This is a genomic window from Pseudomonas sp. Pseusp97, from assembly GCF_047304025.1.
Taxonomy (GTDB): domain Bacteria; phylum Pseudomonadota; class Gammaproteobacteria; order Pseudomonadales; family Pseudomonadaceae; genus Pseudomonas.
In genome coordinates, this window is sequence record NZ_JBGLYK010000067.1 from 1 (window position 1) to 24,827 (window position 24,827).

Here is a 24,827-nt window from a genome sequence, read left to right on the forward strand (position 1 = left end):
CGCCCGCACCGGTAGCGCAGCCGGCACCGGCGCCGATCCCCGCGCCGACCTTCACTACCTTCACTCCCGAAAGGCCGACAGCGCCTGCCGCTCCGGGCACCGCCACCCTCGGCTGGCCATTGGCGCCCCACGCCGCGCGGCACTCCAGCGATGTGGCGGAAAAGCCTGTCGTCGTTGAACCCGAGGTGGCAGCAAAACCGGCCCCTGCCGTCGAATCCCCTCCGCCCGCCGCCGCGGCCCCGGTGATTACCCCGTCGGCAACTGTGAGCAGCGAGCCGTCGAGGACGACTCCCGCGCCGTCGAAGAAGGACGAAACGCTGTGGATACACGACGATCTCGACCTGGACAGCCTCAATCTCGACGAGGAACTGGCCAAGCTCGATGAGTTCGAGCTGTCCCAGGAATTCCTCAGCATCGACCGCGCACCGCGTCCCAGCGAAGCGCTGCAGACCCGCCAGGAAGACAAGCGCGACCCGCACGACGAGCGCTGGGCCGAAGCCCTGCTGGAAGAGGAGCAGAATCGCACCAGCCGTGCTTCCCGCCAGGAACCCAGCCTTGGACGCCTGCCCGCCGACGAGCCTCAGGAACCGCCCGCCAGCGCACGCCTGGTGGCGGACAAGGAGCCCGAGCCCGAAGATCCGCAGGAGGAACCGGAAGACGAGCCGAGCATCGACCCGTTGCCCCGGCGCATCGAGCCTCTGCGGGTGGAAACCGACGACGACAAGCTTCCCGCCTTCAGCGCCCGCCGCGATGACGACGAACCCGAAGCGGACGACGACCTGGACGAAGAGCCGCCGCTGGCCGACAACCGCCGCGCCGAGCCCGCCCTGCCGGAGGGCGGACTGCACGACCTCAACGACGAACCCCTGCAGCTCGACTGGCAGAAGCCGAAAAGCCGCTGGGGCCGGCGCCTGTTCTGGCTGTTGCTGGTGCTGCTGGCCCTGGCCGGCCTCGCCGGGCAGTACATCGCCTATCACTTCGACGAACTGGCCCGCCAGGACCAGTACCGCCCCTGGTTCGCCCAGGCCTGCCCGGAGCTGGGTTGCACCCTGCCCTCCAAGGTCGACGTGGAGCAGATCCGCAGCAGCAACCTGGTGGTGCGCAGCCACCCGGACTTCAGCGGCGCCCTGGTGGTCGACGCGATCATCTACAACCGCGCGAACTTCTCGCAGCCCTTCCCGCTGCTGGAGATGCGCTTCGCCGACCTGAACGGCCAGCTGATCGCCAGCCGCCGCTTCAAGCCCAGCGAATACCTCTCGGGCGAGCTGGCCGGGCAGAGCGAGATGCCGCCGCAGACGCCGATCCACATCTCCCTGGATATCCTCGATCCGGGTCCCAAGGCGGTGAACTACAGCCTGAGCTTCCACTCGCCGGAATGACCCGGCGGGTAGCTCAAAGCGCCGCGCAACGCCAGCTCCGCTCGTCTTCCTACCTTGGGTGCTAAGCCCGCAGCTGTTCAGAATTTATCCAAAATCGCCTTTATCCGGTCATCGAGAGCGGGTATCATGCCCTCCCTTTTTTGCTAGCACCGGTGGCAGGCCCCGAAACGCTCCCGCGAGTCCGTAACGCGCGGCGCCTCGGTGTTCCCGCCCCATTGACCATGGAAAACCAGTCGGTGGTACGCATCGGCTCCTACACACTGCCCAACAGACTGATCCTGGCCCCGATGGCCGGCGTCACCGATCGTCCGTTCCGCCAGCTGTGCCGTCGCCTCGGCGCCGGCATGGTGGTCTCGGAGATGGTCACCAGCGACGTCCGCCTGTGGAACAGCCGCAAGTCGCGCCTGCGCCTGCAGCACGACCACGAGGACCAGCCGCGTTCGGTGCAGATCGCCGGTGGCGACCCGCAGATGCTGGCGGAGGCTGCACGCTGCAACGTGGAGCTCGGCGCCCAGATCATCGACATCAACATGGGCTGTCCGGCAAAGAAGGTATGCAATAAGGCTGCGGGTTCCGCGCTGATGAAGGATGAACGGCTGGTGGCCGACATCCTCGAGGCGGTGGTCGCGGCCGTGGAGGTTCCCGTCACCCTGAAGATTCGCACCGGTTGGGACCGGTCGAACAGGAACGGTGTGACGGTGGCGCGGATCGCCGAGCAGTCGGGCATCCAGGCGCTGGCGGTGCACGGCAGGACCCGTGCCGACCTCTACACCGGCGAGGCGGAGTACGAAACCATCGCGGCGATAAAGCAGGCGGTTTCGATTCCGGTCTTCGCCAACGGTGATATCGATTCGCCGCGCAAGGCACGGCAGGTTTTCGAGCAGACGGGCGTGGATGCCCTGCTGATCGGCCGCGCCGCCCAGGGCAATCCCTGGATCTTCCGCGAGATCGATCATTACCTCTGCACCGGCGAGCTGTTGCCGGCGCCGAGTCTGCACGAGGTGCAGGGCATCCTGCTCGAGCACCTCGCTGCATTGCATGCGTTTTATGGGGAGGAAATGGGTGTGCGAATTGCCCGCAAGCATGTGGGCTGGTACCTCGCAACCCTACCGGGAGCGGCGGAGTTCCGCTCCCAGTTCAATCGTTTGCAGGACACGGATGCACAGAGCGCCAGCGTCAGGCAGTTCTTCGCCGAGCGCCACAATAACGGAGAAGGGGTGGCCGCATGACAACGATGACCGAGACATTAGTGAGTGGAATGACACCCGTGAGCGACAACGCCAACCTTAAACAGCACCTGACCACCCCGACGCAGGAGGGTCAGACCCTCCGCGACAGCGTGGAAAAGGCACTGCACAACTATTTCGCCCATCTCGAAGGGCAGCCGGTCACGGACGTGTACAACATGGTGCTTTGCGAAGTCGAAGCGCCGCTGCTGGAAACCGTCATGAACTACGTGAAGGGTAACCAGACCAAAGCCTCCGAACTGCTGGGGCTGAACCGCGGCACCCTGCGCAAGAAACTCAAGCAGTACGATCTTCTCTGACAGGTGGCAGGCGCGGGCCCGCGACCACAAGGTCAGCCGGGCCCACGCCTGACACGCGAAAAGCCCGAAGCCTTTGTGGAAGCCGTTATGACCGACCAAACCACCCGCCTGCCCGTCCGCCGTGCGCTGATCAGCGTTTCCGACAAGACCGGCGTCGTCGATTTTGCCCGTGAGCTGGCTGCCCTTGGCGTGGAGATCCTTTCCACCGGCGGCACCTACAAGCTGCTCAAGGACAACGCCATCGCCGCCGTGGAAGTGGCCGACTACACCGGCTTCCCGGAGATGATGGACGGCCGTGTGAAGACCCTGCACCCGAAAGTCCACGGCGGCATCCTCGGCCGTCGCGACATCGACGGCGCGGTGATGCAGGAGCACGGCATCAAGCCGATCGACCTGGTCGCGGTCAACCTGTACCCCTTCGCCGCCACCGTGGCCAAGCCCGGCTGCACCCTGCCCGACGCCATCGAGAACATCGACATCGGCGGCCCGACCATGGTCCGCAGCGCGGCGAAGAACCACAAGGACGTCGCCATCGTGGTCAACTCCACCGACTACGCAGGCGTCATCGCGGCCCTCAAGGACGGCGGTCTGACCTACGCCCAGCGCTTCAACCTGGCCCTCAAGGCGTTCGAGCACACCTCCGCCTACGACGGCATGATCGCCAACTACCTGGGCACCATCGACCAGGACGCCGAAACCCTCTCCACCGAGAATCGCCTGCAGTTCCCGCGCACCTTCAACAGCCAGTTCATCAAGGCCCAGGACATGCGCTACGGCGAGAACCCGCACCAGAGCGCGGCGTTCTACGTCGAGGGCGGCGAGGCCAGCGTCTCCACCGCCATCCAGCTGCAGGGCAAGGAACTCTCGTTCAACAACGTGGCCGACACCGACGCCGCGCTGGAGTGCGTGAAGAGCTTCGTCAAGCCGGCCTGCGTCATCGTCAAGCACGCCAACCCGTGCGGCGTCGCCGTGGTCCCGGAAAACGAAGGCGGTATCCGCAAGGCCTACGACCTGGCCTACGCCACCGACACCGAGTCGGCCTTCGGCGGCATCATCGCCTTCAACCGCGAGCTGGACGGCGAGACCGCCCAGGCCATCGTCGAGCGCCAGTTCGTCGAAGTCATCATCGCCCCGAAAGTCTCCGAGGCCGCCCGTGCCGTGGTCGCTGCCAAGGCCAACGTGCGCCTGCTGGAATGCGGCGAGTGGCCGGCCGAGCGCCCTGCCGGCTGGGACTTCAAGCGCGTCAACGGCGGCCTGCTGGTACAGAGCCGCGACATCGGCATGATCACCGCCGACGACCTGAAGATCGTCACCCAGCGCGCCCCGAGCGAGCAGGAAATCCATGACCTGATCTTCGCCTGGAAAGTCGCCAAGTTCGTCAAGTCCAACGCCATCGTCTATGCCAGGAACCGCCAGACCGTCGGTGTCGGCGCCGGCCAGATGAGCCGCGTGAACTCCGCCCGCATCGCCGCCATCAAGGCCGAGCATGCCGGCCTGGAAGTGAAGGGCGCGGTCATGGCTTCCGACGCCTTCTTCCCGTTCCGCGACGGCATCGATAACGCCGCCAAGGCCGGCATCACCGCGGTGATCCAGCCGGGTGGCTCGATGCGCGACAACGAGGTGATCGCCGCCGCTGACGAAGCCGGCATTGCGATGGTGTTCACCGGCATGCGCCATTTCCGCCATTAAGCGGTAAGGCCGCACTCGGACCCGCATCTGCGGCGTTGCCCGGCCCTTCCCCCATGCTCATTGCCAGAAGGCAACTCCGCTGGGTGAAGTGCCGGGCGCCTTGCATCTGCAGGCCCGATCGCGCCCCTTGAGATCGGTTCGTGAAGAGCGGGCTGATCGTGAGAATTCGTAGGTTGGGTGGAGCGAAGCGATACCCAACAATCCGGCAAAGCCGGAACTGTTCAGGAGATTTCCAATGAACGTACTCATCATCGGCAGCGGCGGTCGCGAGCACGCGCTGGCCTGGAAGGTCGCGCAGGATTCGCGCGTGCAGAAGGTCTTCGTCGCGCCGGGCAACGCCGGCACCGCCACTGAAGCCAAGTGCGAGAACGTCGCCATCGACGTACTGGCCCTGGAAGAACTGGCCGACTTCGCCGCGAAGAACGTGCAGCTGACCATCGTCGGCCCCGAGGCTCCGCTGGTCAAAGGCGTGGTCGACCTGTTCCGCGCCCGCGGCCTGGACATCTTCGGCCCCACCGCCGGCGCCGCCCAGCTGGAAGGCTCCAAGGCCTTCACCAAGGACTTCCTGGCGCGCCACAAGATTCCCACCGCCGACTACCAGAACTTCACCGAAGTCGAGCCGGCGCTGGCCTACCTGAAAGAGAAAGGCGCGCCCATCGTGATCAAGGCCGACGGCCTGGCCGCGGGCAAGGGCGTGATCGTCGCCATGACCCTGGCCGAAGCCGAAGACGCCGTGCGCGACATGCTCGCCGGCAACGCCTTCGGTGACGCGGGTTCGCGGGTGGTGATCGAAGAGTTCCTCGACGGCGAGGAAGCCAGCTTCATCGTCATGGTCGACGGCCAGAACGTGCTGCCCATGGCCACCAGCCAGGACCACAAGCGCGTCGGCGACGGCGACAGCGGCCCGAACACCGGCGGCATGGGCGCGTACTCCCCCGCTCCGGTAGTGACTGCCGACGTGCACCAGCGCGTGATGGACGAAGTGATCTACCCGACCGTGCGCGGCATGGCCGAGGAAGGCAACGTCTACACCGGCTTCCTCTACGCCGGCCTGATGATCGACAAGAGCGGCAAGCCCAAGGTCATCGAGTTCAACTGCCGCTTCGGCGATCCGGAAACCCAGCCGATCATGGTCCGCCTGGAATCGTCGCTGGTGCTGCTGGTCGAGGCCGCGCTGGCCAAGGCGCTGGACAAGGTCGAAGCCACCTGGGACCCGCGTCCCACCGTGGGCGTGGTGATCGCCGCGGGCGGCTACCCGGGCGACTACGCCAAGGGTGACGCTATCTTCGGTCTGGAAGAAGCAGCCAAGCTCGACGGCAAGGTGTTCCATGCCGGCACCGCGCTCAAGGACGGCCAGATCGTCACGGCCGGCGGCCGCGTACTGTGCGCCACCGCCATCGGCCCGACCGTCTCTTCGGCCCAGGAACAGGCCTATCGCCTGGCCGAGAAGATCCGCTGGAACGGCAGTTTCTACCGCAAGGACATCGGCTATCGCGCCATCGCCCGCGAACGCGGCGAGGGCTGATCCGACGGACGGAGGCGTCCCCCGTCGGACGCCTCCGCTACCCTGATCCCCGCGTGCACGGGTGGATTCCGGGCCTCAGTGCACTTGGCTATAATCCGACCACTCACTACCGAAGGGACTTCGCCGTGCGTCGGCTCTGGATTGCCATAGGACTCCTTGTCAGCCTCGTGCTGCTGTTGCCTGCGCTGGCTGCGTCGAGTAATGGCGATGCAACCCAGGCGCGGCAGTCCGTTGTCCTGCGTAATACCTCGACACCGCCGCCCCCGACTTCGCAGTGGAACGTCCTGCGCGACGAGAGCGCGCAACTGCAGATCGCCGACGTCCTGCAACGCAAACAGCAATTCTTCCCGCTCGACAGACACTCCTTCATCTACCCCGCCAGTTCCCAGGCCGTCTGGCTGCAAGTGCAGCTGCCGGCGCAGCAGCGCCCCAGCTGGCTGTGGATCTTCGCCCCGCGCGTTCAGTACCTCGATTACTACCTGGTGCAGGACGGTCAGCTGCAAAAACAGCTGCACACCGGTGAACTCCGGCCGTTCCAGGAGCGCCCGCTGCCGTCGCGCTCCTACCTCTTCGCGCTGCCCACCGATGGCCAGCCGATGACGCTCTACGTGCGGATGACCTCCAACCATCCGCTGATGGCCTGGTTCGAGCAGATCGACGACGCCGGCCTGGTCGCCCTGGAGCGTCCGGCGTACTTCTTCGGCATGCTCCTGGGCGCCATGCTACTGCTGACGCTGTACAACCTCACCCGCTTCGCCTACATGCGCAGCAGCACCAGCAGCCTGTGGCTGGCGGCGATGCACGGTTCGCTGGCGCTTTGCGCCGCCGCCAACCTGGGGCTGGTGGCCTTCGCCCTGCCCTGGCTGACGTTCAACCAGTCGCTGGTCGCCGACCTGGGTGCCCTGGGCGCCGCCGTCTGCCTGCTGGGCTTTGCGGCCAGCTTCTTCCGCGGCACCGTGGACAGCCCGCTCAATCGCCTGCTCCAGGCCGAGGCACTGGCAATCCTGCTGATCGGCATGCTCATCGCCTTCACCCAGGTGTTCTGGTTCAGCTGGCTGGTCTACCTGCTGGTGATCCTCTGTTCGCTCAGCGTGCCGCTGGTGGCCGCCTGGCATTGGTACCACGGCTACCGCCCGGCTCGCCTGGTCACCATCGGCATGCTGGTGTTCAACGGCGGTTTCCTGGTGTTCCTGCCGGTACTGTTCGGCACCCACCAGCTGGAGCCGGGCTGGCTGGTACTGGGCGTGTTCAGCTTCGCCACCCTCGCCGGCTTCATCCTCAGCGTGTCGCTCACCGAGCGCCAGCGCCTGCTGCAGCAGCTCAACCTGCAGCAGCGCACCAGCGAGGCGGCGCATGCGGCGGAGTTGCAGGCCAAGGGCGATTTCCTGGCCAAGATCAGCCACGAGATCCGCACGCCCATGAACGGTGTGCTGGGCATGACCGAACTGCTGCTCGGCACCCCGCTTTCGGCCAAGCAGCGCGACTACGTGCAGACCATCCACAGCGCGGGCAACGAGTTGCTTTCGCTGATCAACGAGATCCTCGACATCTCCAAGCTGGAGTCCGGGCAGATCGAGCTGGACGAGGTGCAGTTCGACCTCGGCGCGCTGATCGAGGATTGCCTGGCGATCTTCCGCGCCAAGGCCGAGCAGCAGAAGGTGGAGCTGATCAGCTTCACCCAGCCGCAGGTGCCGCGCATCGTCAGCGGCGACCCGACGCGCCTGCGCCAGGCCGTATTGAGCCTGCTGGACAACGCCTTCAAGCAGACCGACGAGGGCGAGATCCTCCTCGTCGTCGCCCTCGACGGCCCGCCGGAGCGTCCGCGCCTGCGCATCGCCGTGCAGGACAGCGGCCGCCCGCTGGACAGCGCCGACCGCCAGGCGCTGCTCACCGCCGAGTTGCACAGCCGCGACTTCTTCTCCGCCACCCGCATGAGCAGCCGCCTCGGCCTGATCATCGCGCGCCAGCTGATCCGCCTGATGTCCGGCGACTTTGGCATCGAGAGCGGTATCGAAAGCGGCCAGGGCGCCGAAGGCGCCGGCAACCTGCTGTGGCTCAGCCTGCCGCTGGACCCGCAGCAGATCGACCAGGCCGGTGCCGACCTCGACAGCCCGCTGCAGGGGGCCCGCCTGCTGGTGGTGGACGACAACCAGACCTGCCGCAAGGTGGTGGTGCAGCAATGCAGCGCCTGGGGCATGAACGTCAGCGCGGTGTCCTCGGGCAAGGAAGCGCTGGCCCAGCTGCGCACCAAGGCGCACCTGCGCGAGTACTTCGACGTGGTCCTGCTCGACCAGGACATGCCCGGCATGACCGGCATGCAGCTGGCCACCAAGATCCAGGAAGACCCGAATATCAACCACGACCTGCTGCTGATCATGCTCACCGGGATCAGCAATGCGCCGAGCAAGATCATCGCGCGCAACGCCGGCATCAAGCGCATCCTCGCCAAACCGGTGGCCGGCTACACGCTCAAGGCGACCCTCGCCGAAGAGCTGTCGCAGCGCGGCCCGAGCGGCGTCAGCAACTACCTGTCGCCAGCGAGCGAGCCGGCGTCGAACGTGCCGCCGACCGATTTCCGCATCCTCGTCGCCGAGGACAACAGCATCTCCACCAAGGTCATCCGCGGCATGCTGAGCAAGCTCAACCTGCAGCCCGATACCGCCAGCAACGGCGAGGAAGCCCTGGCCGCAATGAAGTCCACCCAGTACGACCTGGTGCTGATGGACTGCGAGATGCCGGTGCTCGACGGTTTCTCCGCCACCGAGCGCCTGCGCGCCTGGGAAGCCAGCGAACAGCGGCCGCACACCCCGGTGGTGGCGCTCACCGCGCACATCCTCAGCGAACACAAGGAACGCGCGCGACTGGTCGGCATGGACGGCCACATGGCCAAGCCGGTGGAGCTCTCGCAACTGCGCGAACTGGTGGCCTACTGGGTGGGCGAGCGTGATCGTCGCCTGCGCCAGCAGAGTCAGGCGCTGCCGTCCTGATTTCCCCTTCCCGCACGTTGCGTCCCTTGGTGCAGGAGCAATCAACCTGCCGGCCAGTTTTTCGTAGGACCAAGGGGGGCGCCTAGCCCTTGCTCGCGAACCCGCCCAGCTCCGACGTCTCCGGAAATCTGTTCGCGAGCAAGCTCGCTCCTACAGGCACAGCCTCCTCCGCGCGCAGGCGCGGACAGCGGGCATTTGCCCCGCCGCAATGCCGCCCACCGCCCCAACCGCTATGCTTTGCCCTGCCGCGCCCTCTCAATCCGGACGAGTCGTTCCCATGCAAGTGATGTTCAGCGTGTACCTGAAGATGCTGGTGCTCTACAGCCCGTTCTTCGTCCTTTCCTGCTTCATCAGCCTGAACCGCGGCTTCGCTCCGCGCGACCGCAAGCGCATGGCCTGGCGCGTGGCCCTGGCGGCGCTGATCGCCAGCGTGCTGCTGTACCTGTTCGGGCGCTATATCTTCACCCTGTTCGGCATCACCGCCGACGCCTTCCGCATCGGCGCGGGCAGCGTGCTGTTCATCTCCGCGCTGGGCATGGCCCAGGGGCGTTCGGCGGTGCAAGCGGACAACGTGCAACAGGACGTCACCATCGTCCCGCTGACCATCCCCATCACCGTCGGCCCCGGCACCATCGGTGCGTTGCTGGTGATGGGCGTGAACCAGGACTGGGAACACAAGCTGTCGGCCCTGGCGGCGATCTTCCTGGCCTGCCTGACGGTAGGCGTGACGCTCTACCTCTCGGACAAGATCGAGAAGGTCCTCGGCGAGCAGGGCCTGATGATCGTCAGCCGGCTAATGGGATTGTTCGTCTGCGCCCTCGCCGCGCAGATCATCATGACCGGCGTGCGCGGCTACTTCCTCCCGCAATGACGCGCTGCTTTGGGGAGCGCCGCGCACCAACCGGCGCCCGGCGCACCAAAGCTGCGCACTGAAAAACCTCACCATTACGACAGAAAATCGCGCGCGGCCCATCTACGCCGAGGCTTTTGCCTGCTTGGCACGGATGCTGCGATGGCAGCTTCGATCCCGTCCACGGATCGCCCCATTTCCGGGGAAGCTGCCGCACCGGCAACTCCCCGCCCCTGGATAGCCAAGGAGGCTGCCGCGATGAAACGTCGTCCGCTGTTGAAAAGTACGCTGGCCATGAGCGCCCTGCTGCTCACCGGTCTGTTCCCGTTCAGCTCCCAGGCCGCCGAGACCATCAAGGTCGGCATCCTGCATTCGCTGTCCGGCACCATGGCGATCTCCGAGACTTCGCTCAAGGACATGGCGCTGATGACCATCGACGAGATCAATGCCAAGGGCGGGGTGAACGGCAAGAAGCTCGAAGCGGTGGTGGTCGACCCGGCCTCGAACTGGCCGCTGTTCGCCGAGAAGGCGCGCCAGCTGCTGACCCAGGACAAGGTCGCGGTGGTCTTCGGCTGCTGGACCAGCGTGTCGCGCAAATCCGTGCTGCCGGTGTTCGAGGAGCTCAACGGCCTGCTGTTCTACCCGGTGCAGTACGAGGGTGAGGAAATGTCGCCCAACGTCTTCTACACCGGCGCGGCGCCGAACCAGCAGGCCATCCCGGCGGTGGAATACCTGATGAGCGAGGACGGCGGCGCGGCCAAGCGCTTCTTCCTGCTGGGCACCGACTACGTCTATCCGCGCACCACCAACAAGATCCTGCGCGCCTTCCTGCACAGCAAGGGCGTGGCCGACAAGGACATCCAGGAGGTCTACACGCCGTTCGGCCACAGCGACTACCAGACCATAGTCGCCGACATCAAGAAGTTCTCCGCCGGCGGCAAGACCGCAGTGATCTCCACCGTCAACGGCGACTCCAACGTGCCCTTCTACAAGGAACTGGCCAACCAGGGCCTGGAAGCCACCGAGGTGCCAGTGGTGGCCTTCTCCGTCGGCGAGGAGGAGCTGCGCGGCATCGACACCAAGCCGCTGGTGGGCAACCTCGCCGCGTGGAACTACTTCGAATCGGTGAAGAACCCGGAGAACAGCAAGTTCGTTGCCGACTGGAAGGCCTATGCCAAGGCGAAGAACCTGCCCAACTACAGCACCGCCGTGACCAACGACCCGATGGAAGCCACCTACGTCGGCATCCACATGTGGGCGCAGGCCGTGCAGAAAGCCGGCAGCACCGATGTCGACAAGGTCCGCGAGGCCATGGGCGGGCAGACCTTCAAGGCGCCGTCGGGCTTCACCCTGACCATGGACAAGACCAACCACCACCTGCACAAGCCGGTGATGATCGGCGAGATCGAGGACAACGGCCAGTTCAACGTGGTCTGGAAGACCCCCGAGCCGATCCGCGCCCAGCCGTGGAGCCCGTTCATTCCGGGCAACGACAAGAAGCCGGATTACGCGGTGCGCAGCAACTGATCCGGAGCGGGTTGCAGAGCCCCTCTCCCTAACCCTCTCCCTGAAGGGAGAGGGGACCGTATGGCGCAGGTTGAAACCACGACACCAGCCGGCACGGACAGCTCCCTCTCCCTTCAGGGAGAGGGCTGGGGAGAGGGTGCATCAGCCCACACCCGCCTCACAGGGAAAACAAACCATGCCCACTGCCCTGCTCCACCTGCTCCGCTTCTGCACGCTGGCACTGGCCGCGCTGCTGCCGCAGCTTGCCTTCGCCAGCCCCGCGCAGGACTTCGCCAGCGCTGACAACGACGCTCGCGCCAAACTGCTTGAACAATGGGCTGCGGCTCCCGACGCCAACCGCCTGCCGCTGCTGGAAGCCATCCAGTCCGGCCGCCTGGCCGTCGATGCCCAGGGGCGCGCCTTCCTGCTCGGCAGTGACGGGCAATACCAGCCCGCGGACGGCGGCGCCGCGCCGGTCGGCGAGCCCGACAAGCTGCGCCTGAACAACCGTCTGCGCGGCCTGGTGAACACTGCGATGGCCAGCCACCAACTGGTCGCCGACAGCCCCGCGGTGCGCCTGGAGGCCGCGCGCCAGCTGCAGAAGAGCGCCCGCCCGGCGCAGCGCACGCTGCTCGAATACCGCCTCAACGAAGAATCCGACGACGGCGTCAAAGCCGCCCTGCAACTGGCCCTGGCCAACCTGCAGCTGGCCGACCCGGCCCCGGCAGTGCGCCTCTCCGCCGTGCGCCTGCTCGGTGAATCCGGCGACCCGCAGGCACGCACCCGCCTGGAGAATCTGCTCGACCCTGCCGTCGAACCCGACGACTCGGTGCGCACCGCCGCCGCCACCAGCCTCGGCCAGGTCAAGCGCCGGCTGCTGATCGGCGACCTGTTCGGCCAGGCCTTCAGCGGCCTGTCGCTCGGCTCGATCCTGCTGCTCGCCGCGCTGGGCCTGGCGATCACCTACGGCCTGCTCGGGGTGATCAACATGGCCCACGGCGAGATGCTGATGCTCGGCGCCTACTCCACCTACGTGGTGCAGCTGCTCTGCCAGCGTTACGCCCCCGGCGTACTGGAGCTGTACCCGCTGCTCGCCCTGCCGGTGGCCTTCCTGGTCACCGCGTGCATCGGCATGGCGCTGGAGCGCACGGTGATCCGCCACCTCTACGGCCGCCCGCTGGAAACCCTGCTCGCCACCTGGGGCATCAGCCTGGTGCTGATCCAGCTGGTGCGCGTGCTGTTCGGCGCACAGAACGTCGAGGTGGCCAACCCGGCCTGGCTGTCCGGCGGCATCCAGGTGCTGCCCAACCTCGTGCTGCCGTGGAACCGCATCGTCATCATCGGCTTCGCGCTGTTCGTGCTGGCGCTCACCTGGCTGCTGCTCAACCGCACGCGGCTGGGCCTGAACGTCCGCGCCGTCACCCAGAACCGCAACATGGCCGCCTGCTGCGGCGTGCCCACCGGCCGCGTGGACATGCTCGCCTTCGGCCTCGGTTCCGGCATCGCCGGCCTCGGTGGGGTGGCGCTGTCGCAGGTCGGCAACGTCGGTCCGGACCTGGGCCAGAGCTACATCATCGACTCCTTCCTGGTGGTTGTGCTCGGCGGTGTCGGCCAGCTCGCCGGCAGCGTGTTCGCCGCCTTCGGCCTGGGCGTGGCGAACAAGATCCTCGAACCGCAGATCGGCGCGGTGCTGGGCAAGATCCTGATCCTCGCGCTGATCATCCTGTTCATACAGAAACGTCCGCAGGGGCTCTTCGCTCTGAAAGGGAGGGTCATCGATTGATGAACACACCAATGTCTGAAGTGAATGCTCTTCGTAGGAGCGAGCTTGCTCGCGAACGGATTTTCCGGTGGCACTGGAGCTGGGCGGGTTCGCGAGCAAGCTCGCTCCTACAGAGTGCAGGGGAGGCTCGCCGATGAACCAGCCACTCACCGTGACGGCCGCGCAGAAGGCCGGCCCGAAACTAACCGCCAGTCTCGTCGGCGCCGCGCTCATCGCGCTGCTGGTCCTGCCGCTGCTGCACCTGTTGCCGGAAAGCCACGTGCTGCACCTGTCCGCCTATGGGCTGACCCTCACCGGCAAGATCCTCTGCTACGCCATCGTCGCCCTGGCGCTGGACCTGGTCTGGGGCTATGCCGGCCTGTTGTCGCTGGGCCACGGGCTGTTCTTCGCCCTGGGCGGCTACGCCATGGGCATGTACCTGATGCGCGAGGCCGCCGGCGACCAGTTGCCGGCGTTCATGACCTTCCTCTCCTGGACGGAGCTGCCCTGGTACTGGGCCGGCACCCAGCACTTCCTCTGGGCGCTGTGCCTGGTGGTGCTGGCGCCCGGCCTGCTGGCGCTGGTGTTCGGCTTCTTCGCCTTCCGCTCGCGGATCAAGGGCGTGTACTTCTCGATCATGACCCAGGCGCTGACCTTCGCCGGCATGCTGCTGTTCTTCCGCAACGAGACGGGGTTCGGCGGCAACAACGGCTTCACCAACTTCCGCAGCATCCTGGGCTTCTCGATCACGGCGCCGGGCACCCGCGTGGCGCTGTTCATCGCCATCGTCCTGTTGCTGGCGGCGAGCCTGGCCATCGGCTTCGCCCTGGCGCGCAGCAAGTTCGGCCGGGTACTCACCGCGCTGCGCGATGCCGAGAACCGCCTGATGTTCTGCGGCTACGACCCGCGCGGCTACAAGCTCTTCGTCTGGACCCTGAGCGCCGTGCTCTGCGGCCTGGCCGGCGCGCTGTTCGTGCCGCTGGTGGGCATCATCAACCCCAGCGAGATGTCGCCGACCAACTCCATCGAGGCCGCCGTCTGGGTCGCCCTCGGCGGGCGCGGCACGCTGATCGGCCCGCTGCTCGGCGCCGGCGTGGTGAACGGCGCGAAGAGCTGGTTCACGGTGGCCTTCCCCGAGTACTGGCTGTTCTTCCTCGGCGCGCTGTTCATCGTCGTCACCCTGTACCTGCCGCGCGGCATCCTCGGCCTGATCAAGCGGGAGAAAGAGCAATGAGAGCGGTCCCCCACCTGATGCTGGAACCGGCCTACGACCCCAACCGCGACCCGGGCGCCAGCCGCGATGCCATCGGCATCGGCTCGAGCGCCAGCGGCCAGCTGGACGTGCGCCACGGCACCATCCTCACCCTGGAAGACATCAACGTCAGCTTCGACGGCTTCCGCGCCCTGCGCGACCTCACGCTGTACATCGGTGTCGGCGAGCTGCGCTGCATCATCGGCCCCAACGGCGCGGGCAAGACCACGCTGATGGACGTGATCACCGGCAAGACCCGCCCCGACAGCGGCAAGGCGTTCTTCGGCGAGACCCTCGACCTCACCCGCATGAGCGAGGTGGAGATCGCCCAGGCCGGCATCGGCCGCAAGTTCCAGAAGCCCACGGTGTTCGAGGCGCTCTCGGTATTCGAGAACCTGGAGCTTGCGCAGAAGACCGACAAGTCGGTGTGGGCCAGCCTGCGGGCGAAGCTTTCCGGCGAGCAGAAGGACCGCATCGAGGAAGTGCTCGGCACCATCCGCCTGCGCGAGTCGCGCAACCGCCCCGCCGGCCTGCTCTCCCACGGGCAGAAGCAGTTCCTGGAGATCGGCATGCTGCTGGTGCAGGAGCCGCAATTGCTGTTGCTGGACGAGCCGGTGGCGGGCATGACCGACGCCGAGACCGAGTTCACCGCCGAGCTGTTCAAGTCCCTCGCCGGCCAGCATTCGCTGATGGTGGTGGAGCACGACATGGGTTTTGTCGGCAGCATCGCCGACCACGTCAGCGTGTTGCACCAGGGGCATGTACTGGCCGAGGGTTCGCTGGAGGAAGTGCAGGCGAACGAGCAGGTGATCGAGGTTTATCTGGGGCGCTGACGCTCGCTCCACAGCATGGGTATCGCTGCGCTCCACCCATCCTACGTACACCTTTCGCCGGAAGGCGCGGCGTAGGTTGGCGTGGAGCGAAGCGATACCCAACAGCTCCCGGTACACGGCAGCCATACACGAATCATCACGACTCTCCACAAGGGCAACTCCCATGCTGCAAGTCGACAAACTGCACCAGTACTACGGCGGCAGCCACATCCTGCGTGGCCTGTCGTTCGACGCGAAGATAGGCGAGGTCACCTGCCTGCTCGGCCGCAACGGCGTGGGCAAGACCACCCTGCTGCGCTGCCTGATGGGCCTGGTGCCGGCCAAGGAAGGCAAGGTCAGCTGGGAGGGCAAGCCGATCACCGGCTTCAGGCCGCACCAGCGCGTGCATGCCGGCATCGCCTACGTGCCGCAGGGGCGGGAAATCTTTCCGCGCCTCACCGTGGAGGAAAACCTGCTGATGGGCCTGTCGCGGTTCAGCGCTGGCGAAGCCAAGGCGGTGCCGGAGTTCATCTACGAGCTGTTCCCGGTGCTGCGGGAGATGAAGCAGCGCCGCGGCGGCGACCTCTCCGGCGGCCAGCAGCAACAACTCGCCATCGGCCGCGCGCTTGCCAGCCGGCCGCGCCTGCTGATCCTCGACGAACCCACCGAAGGCATCCAGCCGTCGGTGATCAAGGAAATCGGCGCGGTGATCCGCAAGCTCGCCGAACGCGGCGACATGGCCATCCTGCTGGTGGAGCAGTTCTACGATTTCGCCGCCGAACTGGCCGACCAGTACCTGGTGATGTCCCGCGGCGAGATCGTCCAGCAGGGGCGTGGTGCGGACATGGAAAGCGACGGTGTACGGGGTTTGGTTACGATCTGAGCCCACCTGTCGGCGGGTTCGCGAGCAAGCTCGCTCCTACGCAGAGCGCATGTGCTCCACCTGTAGGAGCGAGGGGGACGCCATCGTTATTGCTCGCGAACCATGGCCCGATCATGAGACGACCTGTCACTGGCGGATGACGGCGACGGGTGGCAAGCTGCCAGGCCCCGTACTGGTTATTTCTGGAGCCCGCCATGCCGATCACCCTGCGTCCCGCCGTCAACGACGACGCCGGATTCGCCGCGGTCTGCGTGGCGGCGGCCTATGCCCAATGGATTCCCAAGCTGGGCCGCAAGCCGGGGCCGATGCTCGACGACTACCACGCAGTGATCGCCGAGGACCGCGTGCTGATTGCCGAACAGGATGGCGCGCCGGTCGGCCTGCTGGTCATGCGCGAGACCGACGAAGGTTTCCTGCTCGACAACATCGCCGTGCTCCCCGAGTGCGCCGGGCAAGGCATCGGCCGCGAGCTGCTGGTGCACGCCGAGCAAGCCGCCGCGCAGCTGGGTTACCCGTCGCTGTACCTCTACACCAACGAGCGCATGGTGGAGAACATCGAGCTGTACGCGAAAAACGGCTACCAGGAATACGCGCGCCGGCTGGAAAACGGCTTCCGCCGGGTGTACATGCGCAAGCAGCTGGGCTGAGGCACGGCTCTTGTAGGAGCGGATTCATCCGCGATCGGCCTATCCCTGCGCGGGAGGCGAATCAATCGCGGACAGAGTCCGCTCCTACGCACCGTTTGAGTGCGTGCGCAGCGATGTTGCACCGCAACCGCGCCCATACCTGACCGACTGGACAAACCCTTGAGTCGGTTCGAAACGCCGGCCCCGCGCAGCCTTCAGCGCAAACGTAAGACATCGCGCACTATCCTGGCGCGTCCGGCACGCTGATTGCTCTGTCCCGTGCATCCTCCGTTTCGCAGCTGCCCATGAACGCACCGGCCACCCTCTTCCACCCCGCCTGGCACGCCGAGCTGGAGCTGGCTTACGCCCGCATCGGCGACTGCACACGGCCGGTCACCCGGCGCCATCGCGGGCCGTTGCGGGTGCAGAAGCACCTGTATGCGGAAGGGCCGCAGGTCTGCCAGCACATCGTCGTGCACCCGCCCGGCGGCATCGCCGGTAGTGACACGCTCAATCTCGATATCCACGCGGGCCAGGACAGCTGGGCGCAACTCACCAGCCCCGGCGCGGCCAAGTGGTACCGCGCCGGCTGTCCGGCCAAGCAGCAGCTGGACATCCGCGTCGCCCCCGGCGCCACCCTGGAATGGCTGCCACAGGAAACCATCGTCTATTCCGGCGCTCAGGCCGAGCTGACCACCCGCATCGACCTGGAAGCGGACGCCCGGCTGTTCTACTGGGACATCGTCGCCCTCGGCCGCCCGGCCAGTGGCGAGCGCTTCGACGAAGGTCACTTCTCCGCCGCCCTGGACATCCGCCGCGACGGCCAGCGCCTGTGGCACGAGCGCCAACGCGTGACGGGCAATGACCGCCTGCTGGATTCGCCCATCGGCCTTGCCGGCCACCCGGTGATGGCGACGCTGATCGCCAGCGGGCAGATCGACGCAGCGCTGATCGAAGCCTGTCGCGCCATCCCCTGCCGGGGGCGCGGCAACCTCACCCAACTGCCCGGCCTGGTGGTCGCCCGCTGCCTCGCCCACGAGGCGCTGCACGCCCGCGCCTGGCTCATCGAACTCTGGCGCCGGCTGCGGCCCGCGCTGCTCGGCCGCGAGGCCGTTCCGCCACGAATCTGGAGCACCTGAGATGGACCTGACGCCCCGCGAAAAAGACAAGCTGCTGATCTTCACCGCCGGCCTGGTCGCCGAGCGCCGCCTCGCCCGAGGGGTGAAGCTCAACTACCCGGAAGCCGTGGCACTGATTTCCGCCGCCCTGCTCGAGGGTGCGCGGGATGGCCAGACGGTCGCCGACCTGATGCACTACGGCACCACGCTGCTGACCCGTGAACAGGTGATGGAAGGCGTGCCGGAAATGATCCCGGAGATCCAGGTGGAAGCCACCTTCCCGGACGGCACCAAGCTGGTCACCGTGCACCAGCCCATCGCTTGATCGCGCACGCCCGACCGGCGGCGCAAAGACAATGGCGGATGAAGCGTACCGCTTCATTCGCCCTACGAAACCGAGGAACCGACATGTTCATCCGCGACGCCAGCCAAGCCGACCTCGGCAGTCTGCGCGACATCTACAACGACGCCGTGCTCAACACCACCGCGATCTGGAACGAGGCCGCCATCGACCTGGAAAACCGCCGCGCCTGGCTGGAATTGCGCGCGCAGCAGGGCTTTCCGGTGCTGGTGGCCGAGGACGGCGGCGAGGTGGTGGGCTACGCCAGCTACGGCCCCTGGCGCGCCTTCGACGGCTTCCGCGAGACGGTGGAGCACTCGGTCTACGTACGCGCCGACCAGCGCGGCAAGGGCCTCGGCCCGCTGCTGATGCAGGCGCTGATCGAGCGCGCTCGCGCCCAGGGCCTGCATGTGATGGTCGCGGCCATCGAGAGCGGTAATACGGCGTCGATCCGCCTGCACGAGCGCCTGGGCTTCCTCATCACCGGGCAGATGCCACAGGTGGGCCAGAAATTCGGCCGCTGGCTGGACCTGACCTTCATGCAACTGATCCTCGACCCACGGAGCTCCCCATGATCCCTGGCGAATACGACATCCAGAGCGGCGAGATCGAACTCAACGCCGGCCGCCGCACCCTCGCCCTGACGGTGGCCAACAGTGGCGACCGGCCGATCCAGGTCGGCTCGCACTACCACTTCTTCGAAACCAACGACGCGCTGCTGTTCGACCGCGACGCGGCGCGCGGCATGCGCCTGAACATTGCGGCGGGCACCGCCGTGCGCTTCGAGCCGGGGCAGAGCCGCGAGGTCGAGCTGGTCGAGCTGGCCGGCGAGCGCAAGGTTTATGGATTTGCAGGACGGGTGATGGGCGCGTTGTGAGTCCGTGCCAATAAGAGCCCCTCTCCTCCGCCCTGGCTGCACGCCCCGCTCCGACGGGAGAGGGAGCTGTTCGTGCCGACTGATGCAGTGATTTCATCCTGCGCCGAACGGTCCCGTCTCCCTTCAGGGAGAGGGTTAGGGAGAGGGAGTGGTTCAGCCCCGCGCTAGGGTTCAGCAAGAAAACCGAATAACGCCAACCGCCAAGGAGCCCCGATGAAAATCAGCCGCCAAGCCTACGCCGACATGTTCGGCCCTACCGTCGGCGACCGCGTGCGCCTGGCCGATACCGGCCTGTGGATCGAAGTGGAGCAGGACTTCACCGTCTACGGCGAGGAAGTGAAATTCGGCGGCGGCAAGGTCATCCGCGACGGCATGGGCCAGGGCCAGCTGTGCGCCGCGCAGGTCGTCGACACGGTGATCACCAACGCGCTGATCCTCGATCACTGGGGCATCGTCAAGGCCGACGTGGGCCTCAAGCACGGTCGCATCGCCGCCATCGGCAAGGCCGGCAACCCGGACATCCAGCCCGGCGTGACCATCGCCCTGGGCGCCAGCACCGAAGTGATCGCCGGCGAAGGCATGATCCTCACCGCCGGCGGCATCGACACGCATATCCACTTCATCTGCCCGCAGCAGATCGAAGAGGCACTGATGAGCGGGGTCACCACCATGATCGGCGGCGGCACCGGGCCGGCCACCGGCACCAAGGCCACCACCTGCACCTCCGGCCCGTGGCACATGGCGCGTATGCTCCAGGCCGCCGACGCCTTCCCGATGAACATCGGCTTCACCGGCAAGGGCAACGCCAGCCTGCCGCTGCCGCTGGAGGAACAGGTACGCGCCGGCGCCATCGGCCTGAAGCTGCACGAGGACTGGGGCACCACCCCGGCGGCCATCGACAATTGCCTTTCCGTGGCCGACCGCTTCGACGTGCAGGTGGCGATCCACACCGACACGCTCAACGAGTCCGGCTTCGTCGAAACCACCCTGGCAGCGTTCAAGGGCCGCACCATCCACACCTACCACACCGAAGGCGCCGGTGGCGGCCACGCGCCGGACATCATCAAGGCCTGCGGCTTCGCCAACGTGCTGCCCAGCTCGACCAACCCGACCCGGCCCTTCACCCGCAACACCATCGACGAACACCTGGACATGCTCATGGTCTGCCACCACCTGGACCCGAGCATCGCCGAGGACGTGGCCTTCGCCGAGTCGCGCATCCGCCGCGAGACCATTGCCGCCGAGGACATCCTCCACGACCTCGGCGCCTTCAGCATGATCAGCTCCGACAGCCAGGCCATGGGCCGTGTCGGCGAAGTGATCACGCGCACCTGGCAGACCGCCGACAAGATGAAAAAGCAGCGCGGCGCGCTGGACGGCGACGGCGCGCGCAACGACAACTTCCGCGCCAAGCGCTACATCGCCAAGTACACCATCAACCCGGCGATCACCCATGGCGTGGCCCATGAAGTGGGCAGCATCGAAGTGGGCAAGCTGGCCGACCTGGTGCTCTGGCGCCCGGCCTTCTTCGGCGTGAAGCCGAGCCTGATCCTCAAGGGCGGCGCCATCGCCGCAAGCCTGATGGGCGATGCCAACGCCTCGATCCCGACGCCGCAGCCGGTGCACTACCGGCCGATGTTCGCAAGCTTCGGCGGCAGCCGCCACGCCACCTGCCTGACCTTCCTCAGCCAGGCCGCGTTCGACGCAGGCGTGCACCACGAACTGGGGCTGCGCAAGGCCATCGGCGTGGTGAAGGGTTGCCGCAGCGTGCAGAAGACCGACCTGATCCACAACGCCTACCTGCCGCACATCGAGGTCGATGCGCAGAACTACCAGGTGCGCGCGGACGGGCAGTTGCTGTGGTGCGAACCGGCGGACGTGCTGCCGATGGCGCAGCGCTATTTCCTGTTCTGAGGAAGGTTTCCATCGGCGCGACGCCTTGTCCGCTTCCAACATGGCGTTTTGATGGCTACCCTGCGCACCCCGGGAAAGAGTCCCGGGTTTTTCAACTCAGGAGAGTCACGTGAAGTTCACCCGTATCGCTGCCACCCTGCTGGCCGCCGCCGTCCTCGCCGGCTGCACCGGCACCCCGATGAAGACCCAGACCTACAGCCCCGAGCAGTACACCGTGGTCGGCCACGGCGAAGGCAAGGCCACCGGAATCCTGCTGTTCGGTTTCATCCCGATCCAGCAGAACGACCGCTTCGTCCGTGCGCAGAACGCCGCGGTCAAGACCAAGGGCGGCGATGCGCTGATCAACACCCAGGTGCAGGAAAACTGGTTCTGGGCCTGGGTCCTGACCGGCTACACCACCACCGTTTCCGGTGACGTGGTCAAGCTGAACAAGTAAGGCGCGCCCTGCTTGTCCGGACCGGCGCGCAATGCCCGGTCCGGCTTGCGCCCTTGCCATAAATCAAACTTTTCCCGATCCCCCACCCCGCTTTCCGCCGATTGAGATTCGTCTTATTCGGCTACCTGAACGCCAGCTGAACAATGTGCCCACTGATCCGCAAGAGCCCTACCGGCCGCGGGTCCGGCGTGGCGCGACAGCTCGCGGCCATGCCTCCCCAAAGCAACTTCCAGCGAAAACAGGACCCGATCCGGAACGCTCCGATCCCCCCGCCAGGACAGGCTCACACAGGCGCTGGAAACCCGCCCCGCATCGCCCCACGGCGAGCGGTGCAAGGAGGTTTGCAATGCGCTTTACCAAGACCCTTCTGGCCTCGCACATCGCGCTGGCCATCGCCCTGGCGGGGCAGGCCGGCGTGGCCGCTGCCGACTGCTCCGGCAGCGGCGACACCTACACCTGCGACGTGACGCTGTATTACGGCAACCCAACAGGTTACAAGAACGTCGTGATCAACACCGGCACCACACTGGGTGCCACCGGCGGCGCCGGCGGGTTGCGCGGCTTTGGCATCTACGGCAACAGCACCCGGCAGACCATCGATACCTTATCGATCACCACCGGCGGCATTTATGCCGATGCCATCCAGGCCAACAACGGCACCAACGTCTTCAATTTCGACAACCTCACCATCAAGACCACCGGTTTCTCTGCCGACGGAATCAACGTTACCGAGAACGCCTATAACTCATCTGTGACCGTTGGCGACGACGCGGTGATAAGTACTTCCGGCATTGGCGTACGAGCCAACACCTCGAAGAACGGCGGCACCAACAGCATCACCCTCGGTGACCGCGCGCAGATCACCACCACCGGCGCCGGCGGCAACTCCTCGGACGGCAATGGCTATGCGGTGTACGCGGGCAACCGCAATACCGGTGCAGCGACATTCACCGGAGACGCCACCGTCACCCTGGGCGATGACAGCGTGATTCGCACCTCGGGCAGTGCAGCCCACGGCGTTTTCGCCAACCGAGGCGGCGAGATCACGCTGGGCAGCACCGATATCACCACCACCCACTCCGCCGCGTACGGCATTTATGTGCAGACCCTGGCAGCAGCCAGTGGCGATCGGGGTGGCCAGGTTCACCTGCTCGGCGATACGAAAATCACCGTCTCCGACGGCAACCGCGCCATGGCCGCCAACGGCGCGGACTCCAGCATTGTCTCGGAGAACGCCGCGATCTACGTACTCGACAGCAGCGCAGCAGAGGACCTCGCCAACCGCAAGGGCGTCGCGCTCTACGCCGAGAACCAGGGCAAGCTCGACCTGAAGATGGCCGCCGGCTCCTACCTCAACGGCACCACCAGCACCGCCACCGACGGGGTGATCGACCTCGCCATGGACGGAGCCGCCAGCCGATGGTTCATGACCGGCAATTCCAACCTCACCAACCTCTCGCTCACCGACGGTGCGCAACTGGTCTACGACCGCCATGACGAGCACGGCGCCTACACCTACAAGACGCTGACCGTGGACGGCGACTTCACCGGCGGCGGTCACCTGGTGATGAACACCTACCTGGGCGACGACAACTCCGAGACCGACAAGCTGGCGATCACCGGCAGCACCTCGGGCGAGACCCGGGTCACCGTCAACAACACCGACGGCCCTGGCGCCGAAACCCTGGAAGGCATCCAGATGATCACCGTCGGCGGCACCTCGGCCGGTGAGTTCAAGTCCGACCGGGTGACCGAGGGCGGCTACGAGTATGTGCTGCGCCGTGGCGGCAGCTTCGTCGGCTCGACCGGCGCGGACAGCGACTGGTACCTGACCTCGTACAAGCCGACCGAGCCGGAAGATCCGGACCCGATCGATCCGGGCCCCGGCCCTGGTCCCGATCCGGACCCGGAAGATCCCGACCCTGTCGATCCCGGTCCCGAAGATCCCGGCCCCGTCGACCCGGGCCCTGAAGAGCCGGGTCCGCTCGATCCGGGCCCGATCCCCGAGAAACCGGGCGACGACGCGCGCGTCCGCCAGCCCGAAGGCGGCAGCTATACCGCCAACCTCGCCGCGGCCAACACGATGTTCCTGCACCGCCTGCATGACCGCACCGGCAACCTGACTTATGTCGATCCGGACACCGGCAAGCAGGTCACCTCGATGCTCTGGATGCGCAACGTCGACGGCTCCAGCCGCTGGGAAGACAGCACCGGGCAGCTGAAGACCGAGTCCAACCGCTACGTGCTGCAATTGGGCAGCGACCTGTACCGCAAGCAGACCGACAACGGCGACTGGGTCGTCGGCGTGATGGCCGGCTACGCCAACGGCAACTCGACCACCAGGTCGCGCATCACCGGCTACCGCTCGCGCGGCGAGATCGACGGCTACAGCCTGGGCGTGTACGGCACCTGGTACGAGAACAAGGACGACGAGAACGGCGCCTACGTCGACAGCTGGGTCCTGTGGAATGACTTCGATGCCGAGGTACGCGGCGAGCAACTGGCCAAGGAGAAATACGACGCCAAGGGCATCACCGCCTCCATCGAGGCCGGCAAGACCTTCACCGTGGCGAAGACCGACAGCGCCAGCTACTACGTGCAGCCACAGGCGCAGGTCGTCTACATGGGCGTCAAGGCCGACAGCCACCGCGAGGCCAATGGCACCAAGGTCACCGGCCAGGGCGACGGCAACATCATGACCCGCCTCGGCGCTCGCGCCGCGGTACGCAGCAACAAGGAAGGCGGGTTCGCCAACACCTACGGTGTGGAGCCCTACGTGGAAACCAACTGGATCCACAACACCGACGACTTCGGCGCGAAGATGGGCAGCACCCGGTTCGAGATGGACGGCGCCAGCGACATCTTCGAAGTGAAGCTCGGCGCCACCAGCAAGGTGAACAGCCGGGTCAACGTCTGGGGTGAAGTGGGCAAGCAATACGGCGACAACGGCTACCGCGACCAGGCAGTGACGCTGGGACTCAAAGTCAACTTCTGACCCCGCCGTGAACCAGGGCCGCCGTACGCAAGTACGGCGGCCTTTTTTCTGCGGACTATTCCCGTACAAACAGGCCATGCGCGATCGCGGGCAATGGCCCGCAGCCACAATCAGACATCGACGTTATGCGGTTCGCGAGCAAGCTCGCTCCTACGAAGAACCCATCTCCTGACCTTGGCTTTGGCTTTGGCTTTGGCTGTTCAGAAGGTTTCCAGAGAATTATCCGCGCACTCCGAACCGCCCCGTTCAGGAGGCCTCGTTGAATCGAAGTTTCAGGGGTTGAGCGACATGGATGTCGCGAGAGCGCTGTCGGGCCAGGGATGGCCCGAC

Annotated in this window: 20 protein-coding genes; all 20 read left to right on the top strand. The window is 66.3% G+C overall.

Annotated features, from left to right (window positions below):
- The first annotated feature begins 152 nt into the window (after positions 1-152).
- The 20 genes from ACCC94_RS13665 to ACCC94_RS13760 all read left to right on the top strand — a co-directional run bounded on the left by ACCC94_RS13665 (position 153) and on the right by ACCC94_RS13760 (position 24,497).
- On the top strand, positions 153-1,379 hold the full coding sequence (locus ACCC94_RS13665; RefSeq protein ID WP_413350032.1) for a DUF3426 domain-containing protein: 1,227 nt from the start codon (positions 153-155) through the stop codon (positions 1,377-1,379).
- Between the two features lie 221 nt (positions 1,380-1,600).
- On the top strand, positions 1,601-2,608 hold the full coding sequence (dusB, locus tag ACCC94_RS13670; protein WP_413350003.1) for a tRNA dihydrouridine synthase DusB: 1,008 nt from the start codon (positions 1,601-1,603) through the stop codon (positions 2,606-2,608).
- Positions 2,605-2,925, top strand: a complete 321-nt coding sequence (gene fis / locus ACCC94_RS13675; protein WP_026078947.1) for a DNA-binding transcriptional regulator Fis — start codon at positions 2,605-2,607, stop codon at positions 2,923-2,925. Before dusB ends, fis begins: the two co-directional genes overlap by 4 nt.
- A gap of 87 nt (positions 2,926-3,012) precedes the next feature.
- The gene (purH, locus tag ACCC94_RS13680) at positions 3,013-4,614 is read left to right on the top strand and encodes a bifunctional phosphoribosylaminoimidazolecarboxamide formyltransferase/IMP cyclohydrolase (protein WP_413350006.1); all 1,602 of its coding nucleotides are present in this window, start codon (positions 3,013-3,015) and stop codon (positions 4,612-4,614) included.
- Between the two features lie 235 nt (positions 4,615-4,849).
- The gene (gene purD / locus ACCC94_RS13685; RefSeq protein WP_413350008.1) at positions 4,850-6,139 is read left to right on the top strand and encodes a phosphoribosylamine--glycine ligase; all 1,290 of its coding nucleotides are present in this window, start codon (positions 4,850-4,852) and stop codon (positions 6,137-6,139) included.
- A 125-nt stretch (positions 6,140-6,264) separates the two neighbouring features.
- On the top strand, positions 6,265-9,126 hold the full coding sequence (locus ACCC94_RS13690; RefSeq protein WP_413350010.1) for a response regulator: 2,862 nt from the start codon (positions 6,265-6,267) through the stop codon (positions 9,124-9,126).
- A gap of 277 nt (positions 9,127-9,403) precedes the next feature.
- On the top strand, positions 9,404-9,997 hold the full coding sequence (locus ACCC94_RS13695; RefSeq protein WP_081515602.1) for a MarC family protein: 594 nt from the start codon (positions 9,404-9,406) through the stop codon (positions 9,995-9,997).
- Positions 9,998-10,234: 237 nt separating this feature from the next.
- Positions 10,235-11,503: an urea ABC transporter substrate-binding protein gene (gene urtA, locus ACCC94_RS13700; RefSeq protein ID WP_081515601.1), complete on the top strand. Its 1,269-nt coding sequence runs from the start codon at positions 10,235-10,237 to the stop codon at positions 11,501-11,503.
- Positions 11,504-11,678: 175 nt separating this feature from the next.
- Positions 11,679-13,265: an urea ABC transporter permease subunit UrtB gene (urtB, locus tag ACCC94_RS13705; RefSeq protein ID WP_413350013.1), complete on the top strand. Its 1,587-nt coding sequence runs from the start codon at positions 11,679-11,681 to the stop codon at positions 13,263-13,265.
- A gap of 133 nt (positions 13,266-13,398) precedes the next feature.
- On the top strand, positions 13,399-14,478 hold the full coding sequence (gene urtC, locus ACCC94_RS13710) for an urea ABC transporter permease subunit UrtC (protein WP_413350015.1): 1,080 nt from the start codon (positions 13,399-13,401) through the stop codon (positions 14,476-14,478).
- Positions 14,475-15,329 carry an urea ABC transporter ATP-binding protein UrtD gene (urtD, locus tag ACCC94_RS13715; RefSeq protein ID WP_413350017.1) on the top strand — a complete coding sequence of 285 codons (855 nt, stop codon included), beginning with the start codon at positions 14,475-14,477 and terminating at the stop codon, positions 15,327-15,329. Before urtC ends, urtD begins: the two co-directional genes overlap by 4 nt.
- A gap of 163 nt (positions 15,330-15,492) precedes the next feature.
- On the top strand, positions 15,493-16,191 hold the full coding sequence (urtE, locus tag ACCC94_RS13720) for an urea ABC transporter ATP-binding subunit UrtE (protein WP_413350019.1): 699 nt from the start codon (positions 15,493-15,495) through the stop codon (positions 16,189-16,191).
- A gap of 194 nt (positions 16,192-16,385) precedes the next feature.
- Positions 16,386-16,838 (top strand): GNAT family N-acetyltransferase, encoded by a 453-nt coding sequence (locus ACCC94_RS13725; protein WP_413350021.1) that lies wholly within the window; start codon positions 16,386-16,388, stop codon positions 16,836-16,838.
- Between the two features lie 284 nt (positions 16,839-17,122).
- Complete coding sequence (locus tag ACCC94_RS13730) at positions 17,123-17,956, top strand: urease accessory protein UreD (protein WP_413350023.1); 834 nt, start codon at positions 17,123-17,125, stop codon at positions 17,954-17,956.
- Position 17,957: 1 nt separating this feature from the next.
- Positions 17,958-18,260, top strand: a complete 303-nt coding sequence (locus ACCC94_RS13735; RefSeq protein ID WP_192292874.1) for an urease subunit gamma — start codon at positions 17,958-17,960, stop codon at positions 18,258-18,260.
- Positions 18,261-18,343: 83 nt separating this feature from the next.
- Positions 18,344-18,850 carry an N-acetyltransferase family protein gene (locus ACCC94_RS13740; RefSeq protein ID WP_413350024.1) on the top strand — a complete coding sequence of 169 codons (507 nt, stop codon included), beginning with the start codon at positions 18,344-18,346 and terminating at the stop codon, positions 18,848-18,850.
- Complete coding sequence (locus ACCC94_RS13745; RefSeq protein ID WP_413350026.1) at positions 18,847-19,152, top strand: urease subunit beta; 306 nt, start codon at positions 18,847-18,849, stop codon at positions 19,150-19,152. The genes ACCC94_RS13740 and ACCC94_RS13745 overlap by 4 nt, the downstream gene beginning before the upstream one ends.
- A gap of 213 nt (positions 19,153-19,365) precedes the next feature.
- A complete protein-coding gene (gene ureC, locus ACCC94_RS13750; protein ID WP_413350027.1) occupies positions 19,366-21,066 on the top strand; it encodes an urease subunit alpha in 1,701 nt (566 codons plus the stop codon).
- Positions 21,067-21,175: 109 nt separating this feature from the next.
- Positions 21,176-21,502: a hypothetical protein gene (locus ACCC94_RS13755; RefSeq protein ID WP_413350028.1), complete on the top strand. Its 327-nt coding sequence runs from the start codon at positions 21,176-21,178 to the stop codon at positions 21,500-21,502.
- Positions 21,503-21,848: 346 nt separating this feature from the next.
- Positions 21,849-24,497 carry an autotransporter outer membrane beta-barrel domain-containing protein gene (locus ACCC94_RS13760; RefSeq protein ID WP_413350030.1) on the top strand — a complete coding sequence of 883 codons (2,649 nt, stop codon included), beginning with the start codon at positions 21,849-21,851 and terminating at the stop codon, positions 24,495-24,497.
- Positions 24,498-24,827: the final 330 nt, after the last annotated feature.

Excerpts from the sequence above, each read along its gene's own strand:
- dusB (WP_413350003.1), top strand. The coding sequence starts at position 1,601 with ATGGAAAACCAGTCGGTGGTACGCATCGGCTCCTACACACTGCCCAAC.
- fis (WP_026078947.1), top strand. The coding sequence starts at position 2,605 with ATGACAACGATGACCGAGACATTAGTGAGTGGAATGACACCCGTGAGC.
- purH (WP_413350006.1), top strand. The coding sequence starts at position 3,013 with ATGACCGACCAAACCACCCGCCTGCCCGTCCGCCGTGCGCTGATCAGC.
- purD (WP_413350008.1), top strand. The coding sequence starts at position 4,850 with ATGAACGTACTCATCATCGGCAGCGGCGGTCGCGAGCACGCGCTGGCC.
- ACCC94_RS13695 (WP_081515602.1), top strand. The coding sequence starts at position 9,404 with ATGCAAGTGATGTTCAGCGTGTACCTGAAGATGCTGGTGCTCTACAGC.
- urtA (WP_081515601.1), top strand. The coding sequence starts at position 10,235 with ATGAAACGTCGTCCGCTGTTGAAAAGTACGCTGGCCATGAGCGCCCTG.
- urtB (WP_413350013.1), top strand. The coding sequence starts at position 11,679 with ATGCCCACTGCCCTGCTCCACCTGCTCCGCTTCTGCACGCTGGCACTG.
- urtC (WP_413350015.1), top strand. The coding sequence starts at position 13,399 with ATGAACCAGCCACTCACCGTGACGGCCGCGCAGAAGGCCGGCCCGAAA.
- urtD (WP_413350017.1), top strand. The coding sequence starts at position 14,475 with ATGAGAGCGGTCCCCCACCTGATGCTGGAACCGGCCTACGACCCCAAC.
- urtE (WP_413350019.1), top strand. The coding sequence starts at position 15,493 with ATGCTGCAAGTCGACAAACTGCACCAGTACTACGGCGGCAGCCACATC.
- ACCC94_RS13725 (WP_413350021.1), top strand. The coding sequence starts at position 16,386 with ATGCCGATCACCCTGCGTCCCGCCGTCAACGACGACGCCGGATTCGCC.
- ACCC94_RS13730 (WP_413350023.1), top strand. The coding sequence starts at position 17,123 with ATGAACGCACCGGCCACCCTCTTCCACCCCGCCTGGCACGCCGAGCTG.
- ACCC94_RS13735 (WP_192292874.1), top strand. The coding sequence starts at position 17,958 with ATGGACCTGACGCCCCGCGAAAAAGACAAGCTGCTGATCTTCACCGCC.
- ACCC94_RS13740 (WP_413350024.1), top strand. The coding sequence starts at position 18,344 with ATGTTCATCCGCGACGCCAGCCAAGCCGACCTCGGCAGTCTGCGCGAC.
- ACCC94_RS13745 (WP_413350026.1), top strand. The coding sequence starts at position 18,847 with ATGATCCCTGGCGAATACGACATCCAGAGCGGCGAGATCGAACTCAAC.
- ureC (WP_413350027.1), top strand. The coding sequence starts at position 19,366 with ATGAAAATCAGCCGCCAAGCCTACGCCGACATGTTCGGCCCTACCGTC.
- ACCC94_RS13760 (WP_413350030.1), top strand. The coding sequence starts at position 21,849 with ATGCGCTTTACCAAGACCCTTCTGGCCTCGCACATCGCGCTGGCCATC.